The 16,855-nt window shown below is 42.3% G+C and carries 15 protein-coding genes; 7 read left to right on the forward strand and 8 right to left on the reverse strand.

Features of this window, described 5'->3' with window-relative positions; genetic code table 11:
* Positions 1 to 109 precede the first annotated feature (109 nt).
* From NST59_RS18430 to NST59_RS18455, 6 genes are all read left to right on the forward strand, one after another.
* Positions 110 to 1,375, forward strand: a complete 1,266-nt coding sequence (locus tag NST59_RS18430) for an extracellular solute-binding protein (protein WP_039182694.1) — start codon at positions 110 to 112, stop codon at positions 1,373 to 1,375.
* A 146-nt stretch (positions 1,376 to 1,521) separates the two neighbouring features.
* The gene (locus tag NST59_RS18435; RefSeq protein WP_047203725.1) at positions 1,522 to 2,760 is read left to right on the forward strand and encodes a carbohydrate ABC transporter permease; all 1,239 of its coding nucleotides are present in this window, start codon (positions 1,522 to 1,524) and stop codon (positions 2,758 to 2,760) included.
* 1 nt (position 2,761) lies between these two features.
* Positions 2,762 to 3,604, forward strand: coding sequence for a sugar ABC transporter permease (locus NST59_RS18440; protein WP_039182698.1), 843 nt, complete (start codon positions 2,762 to 2,764; stop codon positions 3,602 to 3,604).
* Between the two features lie 11 nt (positions 3,605 to 3,615).
* A complete protein-coding gene (locus tag NST59_RS18445) occupies positions 3,616 to 4,824 on the forward strand; it encodes a glycoside hydrolase family 53 protein (protein ID WP_039182699.1) in 1,209 nt (402 codons plus the stop codon).
* Positions 4,825 to 4,847: 23 nt separating this feature from the next.
* Positions 4,848 to 6,914 (forward strand): beta-galactosidase, encoded by a 2,067-nt coding sequence (locus tag NST59_RS18450; protein WP_341040889.1) that lies wholly within the window; start codon positions 4,848 to 4,850, stop codon positions 6,912 to 6,914.
* A 284-nt stretch (positions 6,915 to 7,198) separates the two neighbouring features.
* The gene (locus NST59_RS18455) at positions 7,199 to 8,527 is read left to right on the forward strand and encodes a CitMHS family transporter (RefSeq protein WP_058838401.1); all 1,329 of its coding nucleotides are present in this window, start codon (positions 7,199 to 7,201) and stop codon (positions 8,525 to 8,527) included.
* Positions 8,528 to 8,568: 41 nt separating this feature from the next.
* Here the strand turns inward: NST59_RS18455 and NST59_RS18460 are convergent, their stop codons facing one another.
* The 8 genes from NST59_RS18460 to NST59_RS18495 form a co-directional block, all read right to left on the reverse strand.
* Entirely contained in the window at positions 8,569 to 8,997 is a 429-nt protein-coding gene (locus NST59_RS18460; protein ID WP_039182706.1) for a DUF4064 domain-containing protein, read from the reverse strand.
* Between the two features lie 24 nt (positions 8,998 to 9,021).
* Positions 9,022 to 9,972 (reverse strand): ABC transporter permease subunit, encoded by a 951-nt coding sequence (locus tag NST59_RS18465; protein ID WP_058838400.1) that lies wholly within the window; start codon positions 9,970 to 9,972, stop codon positions 9,022 to 9,024.
* Entirely contained in the window at positions 9,969 to 10,898 is a 930-nt protein-coding gene (locus NST59_RS18470; protein ID WP_082672235.1) for an ABC transporter ATP-binding protein, read from the reverse strand. The genes NST59_RS18465 and NST59_RS18470 overlap by 4 nt, the downstream gene beginning before the upstream one ends.
* 239 nt (positions 10,899 to 11,137) lie before the next feature.
* Positions 11,138 to 11,659: a tubby C-terminal domain-like protein gene (locus NST59_RS18475; protein ID WP_144489759.1), complete on the reverse strand. Its 522-nt coding sequence runs from the start codon at positions 11,657 to 11,659 to the stop codon at positions 11,138 to 11,140.
* Positions 11,660 to 11,920: 261 nt separating this feature from the next.
* Positions 11,921 to 12,259 carry a zinc ribbon domain-containing protein YjdM gene (locus NST59_RS18480; protein ID WP_144516185.1) on the reverse strand — a complete coding sequence of 113 codons (339 nt, stop codon included), beginning with the start codon at positions 12,257 to 12,259 and terminating at the stop codon, positions 11,921 to 11,923.
* 93 nt (positions 12,260 to 12,352) lie between these two features.
* The gene (locus tag NST59_RS18485; protein WP_341040890.1) at positions 12,353 to 13,492 is read right to left on the reverse strand and encodes a glycerate kinase; all 1,140 of its coding nucleotides are present in this window, start codon (positions 13,490 to 13,492) and stop codon (positions 12,353 to 12,355) included.
* A gap of 31 nt (positions 13,493 to 13,523) precedes the next feature.
* Positions 13,524 to 14,795: a GntP family permease gene (locus tag NST59_RS18490; RefSeq protein ID WP_144489755.1), complete on the reverse strand. Its 1,272-nt coding sequence runs from the start codon at positions 14,793 to 14,795 to the stop codon at positions 13,524 to 13,526.
* 118 nt (positions 14,796 to 14,913) lie between these two features.
* Positions 14,914 to 16,026, reverse strand: a complete 1,113-nt coding sequence (locus tag NST59_RS18495; protein WP_039182716.1) for a CdaR family transcriptional regulator — start codon at positions 16,024 to 16,026, stop codon at positions 14,914 to 14,916.
* A 160-nt stretch (positions 16,027 to 16,186) separates the two neighbouring features.
* Between NST59_RS18495 and NST59_RS18500 the strand changes: the two genes are divergently transcribed.
* Positions 16,187 to 16,837 carry a TetR/AcrR family transcriptional regulator gene (locus NST59_RS18500; RefSeq protein WP_126682538.1) on the forward strand — a complete coding sequence of 217 codons (651 nt, stop codon included), beginning with the start codon at positions 16,187 to 16,189 and terminating at the stop codon, positions 16,835 to 16,837.
* Positions 16,838 to 16,855 lie beyond the last annotated feature (18 nt).

A 16,855-nucleotide genomic window follows, 5' to 3' on the forward strand; every position in this document is an offset into this window, starting at 1 on the left:
CTTAATAAATTTAATAAAATATGTTTACTTTTTTTACTTAAGTTGATATTCTCACATTAAGAAAGCGTTTTCTTATCATCTGTGAAAAAAGAACGAGAGGGGATTACCAATGAAAAAGGGAAAATGGGCGACATTATCAGCAGTCGTTGGTACTGCTGTGCTTCTGCTTTCAGCATGCGGGCCAGGAGATGACAATTCAAGCGGGAGTCAGCCAGCATCTACAGGTACAAAGACCTTGCTAGTATGGGAGGATGTCAAAAAGTCTGATGGGATTCAAGACGCTGTAAAAGAATTCGAAAAACAAAACGATGTGAAAATCAAAGTGGTCGAAAAAGCGTATGCTGACCAAATCGAAGCTCTCCGCCTTGATGGAGCAGCCGGGACAGGCCCAGACGTCATCACAATGCCTCACGATCAAATTGGATCAGCTGTCACTGAGGGGCTGTTACAGGAAATCAAGCCTGATCAAAAAGTAATCGATTCCTTTACAGACGAATCCATTCAATCACAAACGGTAGACGGCAAGCTGTATGGCCTTCCGAAATCCGTTGAAACGACTGTGCTTTTCTATAACAAAGACCTTGTCAAAAAGGCACCAACTACACTTGATGACTGGTATGACCTTTCGAAAAAGCTGACAAAAGACGGGAAATACGGTTTTGTTGCGAAATGGGATGAAATTTACTATGCACAAAGTGTGTTAGGCGGATCAGGGGGCTATATTTTCAAACAGAAAAGCGATGGCTCCTATGATGTGAATGATATTGGCCTGAACAACAATGGCGCCATCGAAGGCGGAAAATACATTCAAAAATTCTTTAGCGAAGGACTTTTCCCGAAAGGTATCATTGGTGAACAAGGAATCAATGTCCTCAACTCCTTATTCACAGAGAAAAAGGCGGCAGCTGTCATTTCTGGTCCATGGTCATTTGGTCCATATAAAGAAGCTGGAATTGACTATGGCGTAACAGAGCTGCCAACACTCCCGAACGGAAAGCATATGAGTTCATTCTTAGGTGTAAAGAGCTACAACGTCTCCTCTTATTCTAAAAATAAAGACCTTGCTGAGAAATTTGTTGAGTTTATCACGAATGAAAAAAATTCGAAGAAGCGATTTGAAGTAACAGAGGAAATTCCACCAGTGAAAAAGCTGATGAAGGATCCAATTATTACTGAAAACGTCAATGCGGATGCTGTTTCAAAACAAACGAAATATGCCACACTGACACCGAATACCCCTGAAATGGCAGAGGTGTGGAAGCCGATTGACAGCGCATTAGGCCTCATTGCAACCGGACGAACAGATGTGAAAAAGGCATTTGATGATGCGGTCAATCAAATCGACTCTCAAATTAAAGCAAATCACTCCAAATAATTATCAAACACGGGTAGCCTTTAAGTCTATCAAGCTGCCCGTATTTGATCTAATTTCATATGAAGTAGGTGTTAGACGTGACGGGTAACCTTGAACTAGACCGCACACACATAGTGGAATCAAAGACACACCGGAGACGGGCGCTAATGTTCTCCCTTATACCCGGGATGGGGCAGATATACAATAAACAGTACGGCAAAGGGGCACTTTTTTTCCTATTCGGCGTCTCTTTTATCATCGTATTTTATGATTTATTTAATATTGGCTTCTGGGGGCTGTTCACACTAGGTACGATGCTGCCTCGTGACAACTCTGTTTTCCTTTTGGCAAAAGGGATTATTGCACTGTTAACAGCTGGTTTTGGTATCGGCTTTTACGTACTCATGATGCGTGACGCTTTTATAAACGGAAAAAAACGTGATCAAGGGGTTCCGCTCCATTCCATTCGAGCTCAATATCATCAGCTTATCGACCAAGGCTTTCCTTACTTAATGAGCACTCCTGCTTTCTTTTTACTTCTATTCTCTGTTGTCTTTCCTATTATGTTCAGCTTTGCGCTGGCTTTTACGAACTACGATCTATACCACTCGCCTCCTGCAAATCTGATTGATTGGGTAGGGATCAAGAACTTTCAAAATATCTTTTCAATTGATATTTGGAGAGACACTTTCATTGATGTACTTGGCTGGACCGTCGTATGGACGTTGGCTGCGTCGACCCTTCAATGTGCCATTGGCATCTTTCTAGCGGTTCTGCTCAACCAGAAGGATTTAAAGGGAAAACGGTTTTTTAGAACGATTTTGATTCTTCCTTGGGCTGTTCCAGGTTTTGTGACCATTTTGGTGTTTGCCGGACTGTTCAACGATACATTTGGAGCCATTAACAACACACTTTTTGCATCGATTGGGATTGATCCAAAACCATGGCTGACAGATCCATTTTGGAGCAAAATCGCCCTCATTGCGATGCAGACTTGGCTTGGATTCCCTTTTGTTTTCATTATGACAACCGGTGTTTTACAGGCGATTCCAGAGGATCTATACGAAGCTGCGACCATTGATGGGGCAAACTTCTTTCAGAAATTCCGGTCCATCACGTTACCGCTTGTCCTTTATTCCATTGCGCCTATATTAATCACGCAATATACGTTTAACTTTAACAACTTTAATATCATCTATTTATTTAATGGCGGAGGACCACCTGTGGCTGGCTCAACTGCCGGGGGAACGGACATCTTGGTTTCTTGGATTTACAAACTCACGATGCAGTCTTCTCAATATGCACTTGCTGCCGCAGTCACGATCTTACTTTCAATCTTTGTCATCGCCATTGCACTCTGGCAGTTTAAGAGAACGAATTCATTCAAAGAGGAGGACATGATGTGATATGGGATCAAAACAAAATAAGCTCATTCGCCTGAGCATCACTTATTTTATCCTTTTCATTGCCTCCATTTGTATTCTATATCCACTGCTTTGGACGATCGGTGCTTCCTTTAATCCTGGGAACAGCCTGATGAGTACCAGTATGTTTCCGAAGGATCCAACGTTCAGCCATTTCACCGAACTGTTCTTCGGTCAGGGGGCACTTTATGCAAAATGGTATTGGAACTCAATGAAGATCAGTATTGCCACTATGGTTTTAACGCTGATTCTTGTTAGTTTTACAGGCTATGCCTTTTCCAGATTCCGCTTCAAAGGACGTAAAAATGGGCTGATGCTCTTTTTGCTGCTGCAAATGATTCCTCAATTTTCAGCGCTGATTGCGATTTTTGTTCTTGCTCAAATGCTTGGACTCATTAATAGCCACCTTGCCCTGATTTTGATTTATGCAGGTGGACAAATTCCGATGAATACGTATTTAATGAAAGGCTATCTTGATGCGATTCCGAAGGATCTCGATGAATCAGCCAGAATGGATGGCGCAGGGCATTTCCGGATTTTCATCCAAATTATTATGCCGCTCGCTAAGCCCATCTTAGCCGTTGTCGCGATCAACTCATTTACAGGTCCACTGGGTGATTTCATCATTTCCAGTGTCATTGTCCGCTCACCCGAAATGTATACGCTCCCAATCGGTCTGTACAATCTTGTGTCAGATAAAATGGGTGCCAGCTACACGACCTTTGCAGCCGGGGCTTTACTCATTGCGATTCCAGTCGCTTTATTGTTCCTTGTTTTACAAAAACAATTTGTGTCCGGCCTCACACAAGGCGGGACAAAAGGATAAGGGGAGATTTGATGAAGAAATGGTTGCTTGTCACTGTTGCCTTTTTCTTTCTGATAGGGTTAGGTGTTTTGCCTGAAGCTAAGGCAGATGCGATTTCTGTTCAGCCGATCAATGGATTGCAAGGTGATTTCATCAAAGGAGCCGATATCTCTATGCTTGCAGAAGTAGAGAAAAGCGGTGGCAGATACTACAACCAGAACGGACAGCAGGTTGATCCGCTCAAGCTATTAAAGGATAAAGGCGTCAACTATGTGCGTATCAGACTGTGGAACCATCCATATGACAATCAAGGCCGTGCTTATAACGGCGGGACAAATGATCTCAATACAGCCATCGCTTTATCGAAACGTGCAAAAGCACAAAATATGAAAGTGCTGCTTGATTTTCACTACAGTGATTTCTGGACGGATCCGGGTAAACAATTCAAACCGAAAGCGTGGGCGTCCCTCTCACAAAGTGATTTAGAAAAAGCAGTCGGCACTTACACAGGCGATGTGCTCAAAGCGATGAGAGCGCAAAATGCCTTGCCGAATATGGTTCAGGTCGGGAATGAGTTGAACTCAGGTATGCTGTGGCCAAACGGAAAAAGCTGGGGTGAAGGCGGTGGTGAATTTGATCGGCTCGCTGCTTTGCTAAAAGCTGGCACAAATGCCGTCCGCTCTGTCGATTCAAACATCAAAATCATGCTTCACCTTGCACATGGCGGAGACAATGGTGCATCCCGCTGGTGGTTTGATGAAATCACAAAACGAGGCGTCTCATTCGATACAATCGGTTTATCTTATTACCCGTATTGGGACGGCGGCTTTAGCGGTCTTACGTCCAATATGAATGATATTAGTGCCCGCTATAACAAAGACGTCATCGTGGTGGAAACTGCTTACGGCTTTACGACAGCAAACGGTGACAACCTAGATAACTCATTTAATCAAGACTCTGTCAACACAGCCGGCTATCCAGCCTCACCTCAAGGCCAGGCATCTTTTATACGAGATCTATCCGAAAAGATTTCAAAAGTAAACAACAACCGCGGAAAAGGATTCTTTTATTGGGAGCCGCTTTGGATTCCAGCGAAAGGTGCTCCGTGGTCTAGTCAATACGGGCTCGCTTATATTCAAACCACCGGTACTGTCGGAAATGCGTGGGAAAATCAAGCGATGTTTGATTTCAACGGAAAAGCACTACCTTCTCTTGATGTATTTAAACAAATGACACCGTAACTAAAAGGATAGGACGTGACAAAATGGGAAAGCGTTACCCACTCGTTCACCCAAATGTGAAAGGCTTTTTGCATGGTGGCGATTACAATCCAGATCAATGGCTCCATATGCCAGAGATCATTGACGAAGATTTTCGATTAATGAAGCTTGCACACTGTCAAACATTCTCCATCAACATATTCGCATGGAGTAAGCTAGAGCCAAAAGAAGGTCAATATGACTTTGCTTGGCTGGATGACATTATGGACCGCTTGGCAGCGCAGGGGGCACACGCCATTCTCGCTACGCCAAGCGGGGCAAGACCTGCTTGGCTGTCGCAAACATATCCAGAAGTATTGCGCGTCGAAGCGAATCGTCAGCGTAACTTACATGGACTGCGCCATAATCATTGCTTCACCTCTCCGGTTTATCGAGAGAAAACGAACACACTCAACCGGCTGCTTGCGGAACGCTACAAGGATCATCCAGCACTGATCATGTGGCACATTTCAAATGAGTACGGCGGCGAGTGTCATTGCGATCTTTGCCAGGAAGCATTTCGAGACTATTTGAAGGACAAATACAATCATGATCTTGAGGCTTTGAATCAAGCATGGTGGACAGGATTTTGGAGCCACACGTATAGTGATTGGTCACAAATCGAGTCTCCCGCACCACACGGGGAGCACATGATTCACGGCATGAACCTGGATTGGAAACGCTTTGTCACAGCGCAAACGATTAATTTTTATCAAAATGAAATTGAACCGCTGCGGGAATTGACGCCTCATATCCCAGTAACCACGAACTTTATGGGTGACTATCCACATATGCGTCCATTCCTTGGGCTGAATTATCATCAATTTGCTAAAGAGGTCGATGTGATCTCATGGGATAGCTATCCTGCTTGGCATAGCGGCAGAGAAACAACTGCCGAATTAGCATCAAACGTCGCCTTTGTACATGATTTGTATCGTTCATTAAAGGACGGACAGCCGTTTCTCGTCATGGAGAGTACGCCGAGCCTTGTGAACTGGCATGAAGTAAACAAGGTCAAACATAAAGGCATGGCACACCTTTCTGCCATGCAGGCCATTGCCCACGGATCAGACTCCGTGCTTTATTTCCAGTGGCGGCAAGGCCGAGGCGCCTCTGAGAAATTCCACGGTGCCGTTGTCGATCATTCTGGTCATGAACATACGCGCGTGTTTCAAGAGGTGGCTGATCTAGGGAAACAACTGGAGCAGCTGCAGCCAATTGCGGGCACATCCGTTCAGCCAGAGGTTGCCATCATTTACGATTGGGAAAACCACTGGGCCATTGATGATGCGCAAGGCTTAAATAATACAAACAAACGATATGTAGAGGCTTGTCAAACTCACTATCGAAGCTTTTGGAAAAAAGGCATCCCTGTTGACATTGTCGGAATGGAAAAGGATTTCTCATCCTATCGTGTGCTCATTGGGCCAATGCTCTACATGATCAAACCAGGCGTTGCAGAAAAAATTGAAGCCTTTGTCAAAGCGGGCGGCATTTTTATTGCGACTTACTGGAGCGGCATGGTCGATGAAAATGATCTCTGTTTCCTCGGAGGTTTCCCTGGTCCTCTCCGTCATGTACTTGGCATTTGGGCAGAGGAAATCAACACTTTGATGCCAGATGAACATGTGTTAATGACGACAGGGAATGGACGCACCTATCATGTCGGACAATATTGCGAATCCATACATCCTGAAACGGCCTCTGTGCTAGGGCATTTTGAGAATGGTTGCTACGAAGGACAGCCAGCCCTGACTGTCCGTTCATTAGAAAAAGGGAAGGCATACTATATGGCCTCAGAAAATGAACAGGCTTTTTATGATGAGTTTTACGAAGACCTTATCGCAGGCATTGGCATACAGCCCGTCCTATCCACTGCAATTCCAGAAGGAGTCAGTGTACAAAAACGAACAGACGGTACGCAGGACTATGTGTTTTTGATGAATTTTTCAGAAGAGCAGCAGAACATGTCACTAGATTCAGAGGCAAGCTATGTGAATATACTGACTGGCCAGCAAGTGCCTGAGCAGCTTCAACTTGATCCTTACGAGTACGTCATCCTGAAAAAATAATTGAAAGAAGCGTCCATTTATTGGGCGCTTTTCGATTTTAATAGACCTATTTACCCGTATTTATCGCTGTGAATTTATTAGTTATTTTTTATCTAAATTTTTTTGCAATATTTGATGCCGCATTACGACTGGTCTCTCCATCATTTTTTACCATTGTATAGGTATGAAAGCGGTTGCTTCATACTCATAAATTTGATAATCTTTTTTTTCAATGCACCTATGGGAGTGCATTGGATGAAAAGAATAGATAAATGTAAACGGTTTATTTGCAGGGGGAGGGGCTTATGTTAACGTTTGTTGGATTGTTGATTATTTTAACGATTGTTGTGCTGCTGATTTGGGGGAAAGCAAGTCCAATTGTCGCCATGGTCATGGTGCCTTTAATAGGGGCACTCATCGCGGGATTTGGGATCAATGACATTCAAACCTTCTTTGAGGAAGGGATTATCAAAGTATTACCGGTGGCGACCATGTTTATCTTCGCCATTTTATTTTTTGGCATTTTGCAAGATACAGGGTTCTTTGAACCTGTAATTAAAGCTTTAATCAAGCTGACAAAAGGAAATGTTGTCACAGTTGCAATGGGAACTGCTTTGATTGGGGTTATCGCACACTTAGACGGAGCAGGGGCTACGACCTTTTTATTAACTGTACCTGCACTGCTTCCGCTTTATAAAAAATTACATATGAGTCCTTATTTACTGCTGTTATTAATCGGGACGAGTGCCGGATTAACCAATATGATTCCATGGGCCGGACCGACTGGACGGGCAGCAAGTGTCCTGAATATGGATCCCTCTGAACTCTGGGTGCCGCTCATTCCAATTCAGCTCATTGGCGTTGTGCTCGTATTAGGGATGGCATTCATTTTAGGAAAAAGGGAAGAAAAACGAATTCGGGTGAAAATTGCTGCAAATGAAATAGCTGCGGTTCAACTAGAAGGCGCAGATTGGGATCGTGCGATTCAGTCTATTAGTGAAACGGGAGACGCCTCTTTAAAGCGTTATCATCTCATTTGGGTCAACCTTATCCTATTTGTATCTGTTGTCGTGCTTCTCGTGTTGAACGTGATTCCTGCTAGTTTTATGTTTATGATTGGCCTGTCACTGGCACTATTGATTAACTTTCCGAATGTGAATCTGCAAATGGAAAGGATTAAGGCACACGCACCTAGTGCGCTGATGATGGCGGCTGTCATTTTCTCCGCAGGGTCATTTTTAGGAATTCTTGAAGGCACGGGGATGCTGAAAGCCATTGCTGTGGACAGTATTCACATTTTACCAGCCTTCTTGCTGCCATTTTTACATATCATTGTTGGGCTGCTTGGGGTGCCTCTGGATATGCTGACAAGTACAGATGCCTATTATTACGCCCTTCTGCCAATTGTTGAATCCATTACATCTGAAGTTGGCGTACCAGGCACTTCTGCGGCATATGCCATGATGATTGGGAACATCATCGGAACCTTTGTCAGCCCGCTTGCTCCCGCTGTTTGGCTCGCTGTAGGTCTTGCAGGGGTTGATATGGGGAAACACATCCGCTACTCTTTCTTTTGGATGTGGGGATTCAGTATTATCCTTCTGTTCGTGGCGATGCTGATTGGCATCATTTAAAAAGAAAGACATGCGCGGATATGCGCATGTCTTTTCTATCATTATGAAGGATATTCACTTGTGTGAATGTCTGTATTCGGCTTTCTAATAAGAGACATTAATCCAATGATAAACAATAGAACCATTGGAACGAATGCAAGGCCAACTGTTCCAATTAAAAGAGTCACAGCAGAAACCAAGAAAAGAATACCTGATAGCACGGCACGACGGTCAGTTTTCAAGAAAATCACACCGACAATCGACAGCACAGCCGCAATTGCGGAAACGACCATGAACTGAGTACCAAATGCATGAACCGAAGCCTGAAGCGTTTCGATCGGCAATGTTTCTCCTTCCTCTTTTAACACTTCATTGATTTCATCATAAAAAGATGGACCTACAGAAAGGATTAATGCCCCAAACCCAACACCAATGGCATTGAGGACAATACTAATAATCCCCATAATTTTTTCACCTTTACGTTTCATCATGTGTAAACCTCCTAAAAAGTTAAATTAACCTGTTTTCACTTCACGCTTTTGGAAGACAATTAAGGCAATGGCTAAGAAAATAGCCCAATAGATGACTAGGACGATTAATGAGAATCCTAGAGACATACCTTCGATAAAAGTAGGTGTGTCCGCGAAATATTGTGCAGGATCGTTGGCAAACAATAAGTATTTCGCCCAATCAAAGAAGAACATCAAAATGCTTGTGATGGATGCTCCAACAATATAAGCTAACACACTAATCGCAATAGAAAGGGCCTCACTTCTAAATACCGTTGAAATGGCAAAAGAAAGTGTTCCTAGTACAACAAACATAGCACAATGTGCCAAATAATATGACACCATATTTGTAAGCTGAGATTGTTCAATGACTTTACCATTTTGATAGGACAAGTACACATAATCATGATTAAGTCCAAAGAAGATCGCACCTAGAATAAATGACAGGATAAATAGGACCGCGATCAGAAATAGAGAGTAAAGTTGAACGGTAAAGTATTTAGATAAAAGAATTTTCATTCTTGATGGTGGACGGATGAGTAATAATTTAATTGTACCATGCTTATATTCAGCCGAGACAATCGTCGCTGCAATGATAATCACAAATACACCGACCAGCTGAAGCAAATCAGCATTGATCTTCACATAAGTCCATGCATTTTTACCGAATTGATCTACAGGAGGTAAATTATGCTTGATTCGATACTCATTGATTGCTATTTCGCTTTCAAGGGATCTCTTATAAAATCCTATATTATCCTCTTTCAATTCTTCCTTGTTTGCTTTATTGATCGCTTGCAGTTCAGTCTTCCAATCACCTGAAGCTTGATCTTTGTCATTTGTTTTCACTGCAAAGATCAGCGTGGCAACCATACCTAATACAAGAAGCCCAACCATAATCCAAGTACCAATACGATAACTGATCTTCATCCACTCGTTTTGAATGAGGCGAATCATACGTCTGCCTCCTTTTTACCTGTTAAGCTTAAGAACTTATCTTCTAAGGTTTGTTTTTCGATTTTAATTTCGTACAAATGAATAGACGCGCTGCTCAAATGACGAATTAATTCTGGCATTTTTTCTTCTAGCATAGAGAAGAATAAGTACTGCTCCTCTTCTCTTACAGTGACGCCTTCCTCAAATGCACCAATAAGCTCCTGTGCTTCTTCAAGCTCCCCGGCTGCTACCTTCATTCGATAATTAACCAAATCATCCTGCTTCGTCTCAGCACGCTGATCCTCAATGGCAACTAGCTTTCCTGTTTGGATAATTGCAAAGCGATCACACATCAATTCCATCTCTGACATGAGGTGACTTGAAACAATAACAGCCAGCCCTTCTTCCTTTGCGAGCCTTCTCAAGTAATCTCGTATCATTCGAATCCCCTCAGGATCAAGTCCATTGGTTGGTTCATCTAAGATTAGCAGTTTCGGTCTATGTATGAGTGCCTGCGCAATGCCCAATCGCTGTTTCATTCCTAATGAAAATGTACTCACACGTTTATGTTTCACATGCTGTAAGCTGACTAGCTCTAACAGCTCATCAATTCGCGCTTCATCCACTTTCCCATTCATTCTGGCAAAGTGAACAAGATTTTGTCTTGCCGTTAAGTGATTATACATTTCTGGGTTTTCAATAATGGCACCGACATCTTGGATGGCATGCTGATAGGAGGTTTGAATACTATGACCATTAATCAGAATGTCACCAGATGTAATGGGAGAAAGACCGACCATCATACGAATGGTTGTTGTTTTCCCTGCACCATTTGGTCCTAAGAAGCCAAAGACTTCGCCCGCTTGGACAGAAAAGCTCAAGTCTTGAACAATCTTTTTCCCGCGAATATGCCTAGATACATTATGCAGTTCTAAAACGTTCGTCACGTTACCTCTCCTTCTTTGTCTAAGTATCATCTATCATTCTATTTCCTGATAAACACCATGATCCGTCAAAAATAGAAATACACTTCCATATGGTACAGCAATGCCCAAAAGTTGTGAAGGGGATTAGCCAAAATTTAGCGAATCATCTGCCTTTTTTAAGGTAGGGTTAAGGTAATGATTTAAAATACTGTTTATAGAATGTGGGATTCAAAATGATGATGCACTTATAGGATCCCCGCTTACTCTCTTAACATAAATATATAATAGAGGCATGCGATAAGATGTAAAGATAAGTCACCCTGCTTTTTTTCAATATTAACTGTTACAGGAGGTATTATTTTATCGTATGTAATTTCAGCTATCGTCTGCTCTGAGTTTTCTAATCTAACACGTTTATTGGAAAAATCTTTCTTTAGATAGTATATAGTTTCATTTATTATTAATTTCATAGTTGGATTTATTTTAATTTTAGTTCTATCTTCTAATAATAACCTTCCTTTATCTTTACATTCTATCACCCAATTTGAACGTAACATTGATTGGAGAGATTTATTTTCAATAGCCTTTACAATCATATTAGAATTCGAATCCATTACTTCAACATTCACATAAAACTCATCAAATATGTGATCAATCAACTTTTCAACTTTGTTTGTATAAAATCTTTTTATAAATCCAATCGTGATTTCTTCTTTATTACTAATTGGTATACATTTGGTCGTTTTTTTGATCACAGGCTTCTTAAAATATCCAAACTCCATTTTTATCTCCCATTTATTTTTAGACTCAATTAATTTATGAAATGATAAGCTTAAATTATTCCAATAATATATACGGATATTCCTTTGAATAGTTCCTCATCATTTTAAAAACTGTATAAAAATATAAAACACCTAATTTATTAAGGGATATGTTTCCTTTAACAATTTAGGTGTTTTTTGTACAACTACAACATTCTTATACTTATTTCTTGCTCAGATTTAGCCTTCATCGGCAAGTTCTAATAGTATAACTTTTTTTGTTTATATCTTCTTCACAAACTCTGATTTTAATTTCATTGCGCCGAAGCTAGGAATTTTACAATCAATGTTATGATCGCCTTCCACTAAACGAATGCCTTTGACCTTCGTTCCTATTTTCAAAACGGATGAAGAACCTTTTACTTTTAGGTCTTTAATAACAGAGACCGTGTCCCCATCACTTAACAGGTTCCCATTCGCATCTTTGACAACAAGCTGTTCCTCTGCCGCTTGCTCTTGTTCAAGTGACCATTCATGCGCACACTCAGGACAAACCAGCAGTCTGCCGTCCTCGTATGTATAAGGTGAGCTGCACGAAGGACAATTCGGTAGATTAGACATTTTTGTTTCCTCCAACTTTCTACATCATTTATATCGATTTTACCACATTTCTCATAGAAGGAATGTGATAGAAAAGGAAACATTTTTCACCTTTTACTTTTTTATTCCAAATTCTAACAAAGCTGCGATATTCCGAGCTGTTCTCTCTACATGAAGATTTGCATCGCGTATCGCCTCAGAAAGAGAGGTAATACCTGGAACAATACTAAAAAGTGCATCAATTCCATGATCATGTACGACTGCACTGTCTTTTGAAAGAGAGCCTGCGATGGCAATCACGGGTAGATTATACTGCTTCGCTGCTTTGGCTACGCCGATTGGCGTTTTTCCATAAATGGTCTGCCGGTCAATTCGGCCTTCTCCCGTAATGACAAGGTCTGCCTCCTTGATGATGTCATCAAAATGAACAGCTTTCAGCACAATATCGATTCCTCTTTGCAAATCGGCTTTTAAAAAGCCTAATAAACTCGCACCAAGTCCCCCTGCAGCTCCTGCCCCTGCTGCATCTTCAAAGGATACATTGAACTGCTTTTCAGCTACTCGTGCAAAATGAGCTAGGTTCTTGTCTAACACTTGAACCATTTCTTCATCTGCTCCCTTTTGAGGGCCGAAAACGGCAGACGCTCCTCTCTCACCTGTTAAAGGATTATTCACATCACAAGCCGCCTCCAGCCGGACGGATTGCAGTCTTGGATCGAGTCCAGATAAATCAATTGAAGCTAATTGATGAAGTGCCCCACCGCCTGACGTCAATGCATGTCCTGTTTTATCAAGGAAAGCTGCACCTAATCCTTGCATCATTCCAACACCGCCATCATTTGTTGCACTTCCGCCAAGCCCAATGATCACATGCTTCGCTCCTTTATCCAGCGCTGCAAGTATTAATTCACCAGTTCCTCTCGATGTCGTCCATAACGGATTACGTTTTTCTCGCGGAACAAGGTGTAATCCAGAGGCTGCAGCCATCTCTATGACAGCAGTCTGACTGTCCCCTAACATGCCAAAAAAAGCATCCACAGGCTCACCAAGCGGGCCCGTGACCACTTGATAAACAATATGCCCGCCCGTCGCATCAACCAACGATTGAACAGTTCCCTCTCCGCCATCTGCCATTGGCAGTTTGATATACTCTGCGAGTGGCAAAATAGAACGAAATCCTCGTTCAATGGCACATGCTGTCTCATAAGCAGACAAACTTTCTTTAAATGAATCTGGTGCGATCACAATTTTCATCCTATCAGCCCCTCATTTCTTATCATGTCCTTTAGCCAAACAGCTGGAAAACGCCAAAAATAATGGTCGATACAACGGTTAACGTCAAACCGATTAACGATTCAAAAGGCATGAGCTTTAAACGCTCTTTAATATCCATTTGAACACTTCCTGCTGTTGCATGGAAAAAGCTCCCGTGCGGCATATGGTCAAGTACTGTTGCGCCAGCATGAATCATGGCTGCCCCTGAAAGAGCAGACACACCAAGCCCAATCAGTGTTCCGCTAAACACACCACTCGCTACCGCCGTGCCAGCTGTTGTCGAAGCAGTAGCGGCTGACATAAATATCCCTGAAGTTGGTGCAAGTAAATATGGAGGTAAACCCGATGCATCAAGTGCCTGAATAAACACATCTTTTAAGGTAGAATTCGATACGATTCCTGCTAACGTACCTGTCCCTAATAACATAATCGCGACACCTGACATTTTATGAAGCCCTGACATCGCATAATCATTGAGAAATTTCCCTTTTTTCATGAAAAGAGCGCCTACAATCCCTCCAATTGGTAAGGCGATCATTGGATCTATATTGATTTGAAAAAGCGGCCTTAAAGCCAACAATAAAATGGTAACGAGCGGACCAGCCAGTGCTTGAAAAAAAGCAGGTATTTGAACTTTACTTTGCCCGGTTTCCTCTTCAAGAACGGGTGTCCCTTTGTTTGCAAGCTTTTTAGCTAATACATATGTAACCGCCAGCCCGAACATAGCTGGAATGACACCCGCAGCCATCATTGAAGTCAGAGGTACACCAAAAGCATCTGAAGCGGCAATGGCATTCGGATTCGGTGACATGATATTTCCTGCCTTCCCGCCTCCAATCATAGCAAGAAGAATTCCCGTTTTTGAGAGCTTTGCGCGTTTGGCAATGGCAAGTGCGATGGGCGCTACCGTAATAACCGCAACATCTACAAAAACGCCCACTGTTGTTAAAATCATCGTTGCAAGTGCGAGTGCTAATAGCGCCCTCGCCTCACCAAGCCTTCTCACAATGGCCTCAGCGATCGATAACGCAGCACCCGACTCAATGAGAACACCAGCCAATACACCTGCCGCCATAATTCTAAGGACAGCTGGAATCATGTCCTTAGCACCTTCCATCATGACGTTGACGGTCTGAACAATATCTACACCGCCAACCAAGCCGCCTATAAATGCACCTGCCAGCATGCCATAAGCAGGTGATACTTTTTTTAGAATGAGAACAATCGCGATCACAAGCGCCGCCAGGGCTCCCAAAGTACTTACCGTTACATCTCCACTCATCCTCAATCCCCCTAAAAATATCTTTCTCCAATTGTAAGCGTTTACCCAAAGGGATTGTGTTGTGAATCTGGATGAACTTTTTTCATCTATCACTCTACTCAATTGTGCATTTGCACAATCAAGATAATTGATTCATTAGCTGCGCCATATAAAGCTCGATTAACTGTTTTACATGACGAGGGTCTTTTCCAGTCAATTCTTGAATTTTGTCTAAACGATAACGCAATGTATTCCGATGAATAAATAAACGATCAACAATGCTCTGCAAATCACCGCCCTCTTCAATGTAAACCCTTAATGTATGGGCGAGCTCTGCTTCTTGTGTCAGCGGCTTGTAAAAGTCAGTCCATCGACTTTTCTTTTCAGCAATTCCCGCAATCATGAATAAGCTTTCCAGCTGATAAGACTCAAAGAAATACATACTTTCTTCCGGATCAAGAGCTTTCCCTAATCTCAGGGCTTCTCTCGCATGCTGAAAAGAAATTGGCAGCTGGCTGATGTCGTCAGCGACAGTCCCTATCCCCACTAGCACTTGGCCTCCTATTGCTCTTTGCATTGTTCTTTGCAGATGACCTGCCATCTGCTTTAATTGATGTTCAGGTATTGAATGACTTAAAAGAATCAATTCATGACAAAAGGTCATACCAAGTAAATCATCCGACTTCTTATCATATTGAATCGCATGCATCAATTTATGAACAGCATCCTCTGAGGATGGAACTGGCTGAAAAACAATAGCCCTTCGGCGCTTGTCTAAATCCATTCCCAGCCAAGCAGCTCGATTTTTCAGCTGATGATCCCCAACATCAGAATATGAAATCAACTGATTGACAATTTCACTTTCTATTCGATGACGCCATTGAACCCGTTCGAGTAGAAAAGATTGCTCTAACACCAGTTCAGCTGCCATCTTCACCAGCTCGGCATGATGCCGAATGTCCTCTGGCTCACCAGTAATCCCAATTACACCAACTACTTGTTCATGAAAGCAAATAGGCAGGTTGATCCCCGGTCTCACTCCTTCTAAGCGCAAGGAGGTCTCATGGTCAATTTCCACACTGTTCCCGCTTGTCAGAACAAGTCGTGCACCATCATGTTTCTGGCCAATCCTGTTTCGTTCACCAGAACCAATAATGACACCATCTGCATTCATTACATTGATGTTTTTATGTAAAATATGCATCGTACGTTCAACCATTTCTTGAGCCAATTCACTGGTTAAAAATTGCATGAGGCATCTCTCCTGAAGGTGTTTTCATTCAATGTATCATAGTGTCTTTGAACAATAAATGCAAAGTGTTTAAAAACCAGCCATTGACAAAGACACCCTAAAAAGTGTTTAATCAAATCAAAGACCGACCGACAGTCTAGTTAAAAGAAAGGATGGCTTTATGAGAACCGTTAAACATCCTGAGGAACGTAAAAATGACATATTAAACGCAGCAGAAGCGCTTTTTTCAACCAAAGGCTATCAGAAAACAACGATTATTGACATATTAAAATCCGTTGGCATTGCAAAAGGCACCTTTTATTACTACTTTGCATCCAAAGAAGAAGTAATGGATGCCATTATTGACAGGATCATCAAAGAAGATATCATCGTGGCAAAGCGTATTGCGGCTGATCCAGACCTTCCAGTCGTTGACAAACTATTTCGTATCATCATGGCGCAATCACCTCAGCAAGGAAGCCATAAACAGGGGATGATCGATCAGTTCCATCAGCCTTCTAATGCAGAAATGCATCAAAAAAGCTTAATTAAAGCCATTAAAGAACTATCACCAGTGTTGGCAGAAGTCATTCAGCAAGGTGTAGAGGAAGGGACATTCAAAACGAAGTATCCGCAAGAGACAGTTGAATTCCTTCTTGCTTCTGCACAGGTCATATTTGATGATGGCCTGTTTCAATGGACAGCCGAAGAAAGTATACAACGCGCTTTAGCTTTTATCGATATACTTGAATCCTCATTGCATGCAGAAAAGGGTAGCTTTTCCTTCTTGCTGAAGCGATTATCTGGTGAGCAGGATGAAAATAATCAGTGATTGGTCACTTCAATACCA

The sequence above is a fragment of the Bacillus sp. FSL R5-0439 genome, assembly GCF_038008805.1.
GTDB classification, from domain to species: Bacteria; Bacillota; Bacilli; order Bacillales; family Bacillaceae; genus Bacillus; species Bacillus safensis.

What these genes read in the sequence shown, in the direction of transcription:
- NST59_RS18430 (WP_039182694.1), top strand. Translation starts at nt 110, where the DNA reads ATGAAAAAGGGAAAATGGGCGACATTATCAGCAGTCGTTGGTACTGCT.
- NST59_RS18435 (WP_047203725.1), top strand. Translation starts at nt 1,522, where the DNA reads ATGTTCTCCCTTATACCCGGGATGGGGCAGATATACAATAAACAGTAC.
- NST59_RS18440 (WP_039182698.1), top strand. Translation starts at nt 2,762, where the DNA reads ATGGGATCAAAACAAAATAAGCTCATTCGCCTGAGCATCACTTATTTT.
- NST59_RS18445 (WP_039182699.1), top strand. Translation starts at nt 3,616, where the DNA reads ATGAAGAAATGGTTGCTTGTCACTGTTGCCTTTTTCTTTCTGATAGGG.
- NST59_RS18450 (WP_341040889.1), top strand. Translation starts at nt 4,848, where the DNA reads ATGGGAAAGCGTTACCCACTCGTTCACCCAAATGTGAAAGGCTTTTTG.
- NST59_RS18455 (WP_058838401.1), top strand. Translation starts at nt 7,199, where the DNA reads ATGTTAACGTTTGTTGGATTGTTGATTATTTTAACGATTGTTGTGCTG.
- NST59_RS18460 (WP_039182706.1), bottom strand. Translation starts at nt 8,997, where the DNA reads ATGATGAAACGTAAAGGTGAAAAAATTATGGGGATTATTAGTATTGTC.
- NST59_RS18465 (WP_058838400.1), bottom strand. Translation starts at nt 9,972, where the DNA reads ATGATTCGCCTCATTCAAAACGAGTGGATGAAGATCAGTTATCGTATT.
- NST59_RS18475 (WP_144489759.1), bottom strand. Translation starts at nt 11,659, where the DNA reads ATGGAGTTTGGATATTTTAAGAAGCCTGTGATCAAAAAAACGACCAAA.
- NST59_RS18480 (WP_144516185.1), bottom strand. Translation starts at nt 12,259, where the DNA reads ATGTCTAATCTACCGAATTGTCCTTCGTGCAGCTCACCTTATACATAC.
- NST59_RS18485 (WP_341040890.1), bottom strand. Translation starts at nt 13,492, where the DNA reads ATGAAAATTGTGATCGCACCAGATTCATTTAAAGAAAGTTTGTCTGCT.
- NST59_RS18490 (WP_144489755.1), bottom strand. Translation starts at nt 14,795, where the DNA reads ATGAGTGGAGATGTAACGGTAAGTACTTTGGGAGCCCTGGCGGCGCTT.
- NST59_RS18495 (WP_039182716.1), bottom strand. Translation starts at nt 16,026, where the DNA reads ATGCAATTTTTAACCAGTGAATTGGCTCAAGAAATGGTTGAACGTACG.
- NST59_RS18500 (WP_126682538.1), top strand. Translation starts at nt 16,187, where the DNA reads ATGAGAACCGTTAAACATCCTGAGGAACGTAAAAATGACATATTAAAC.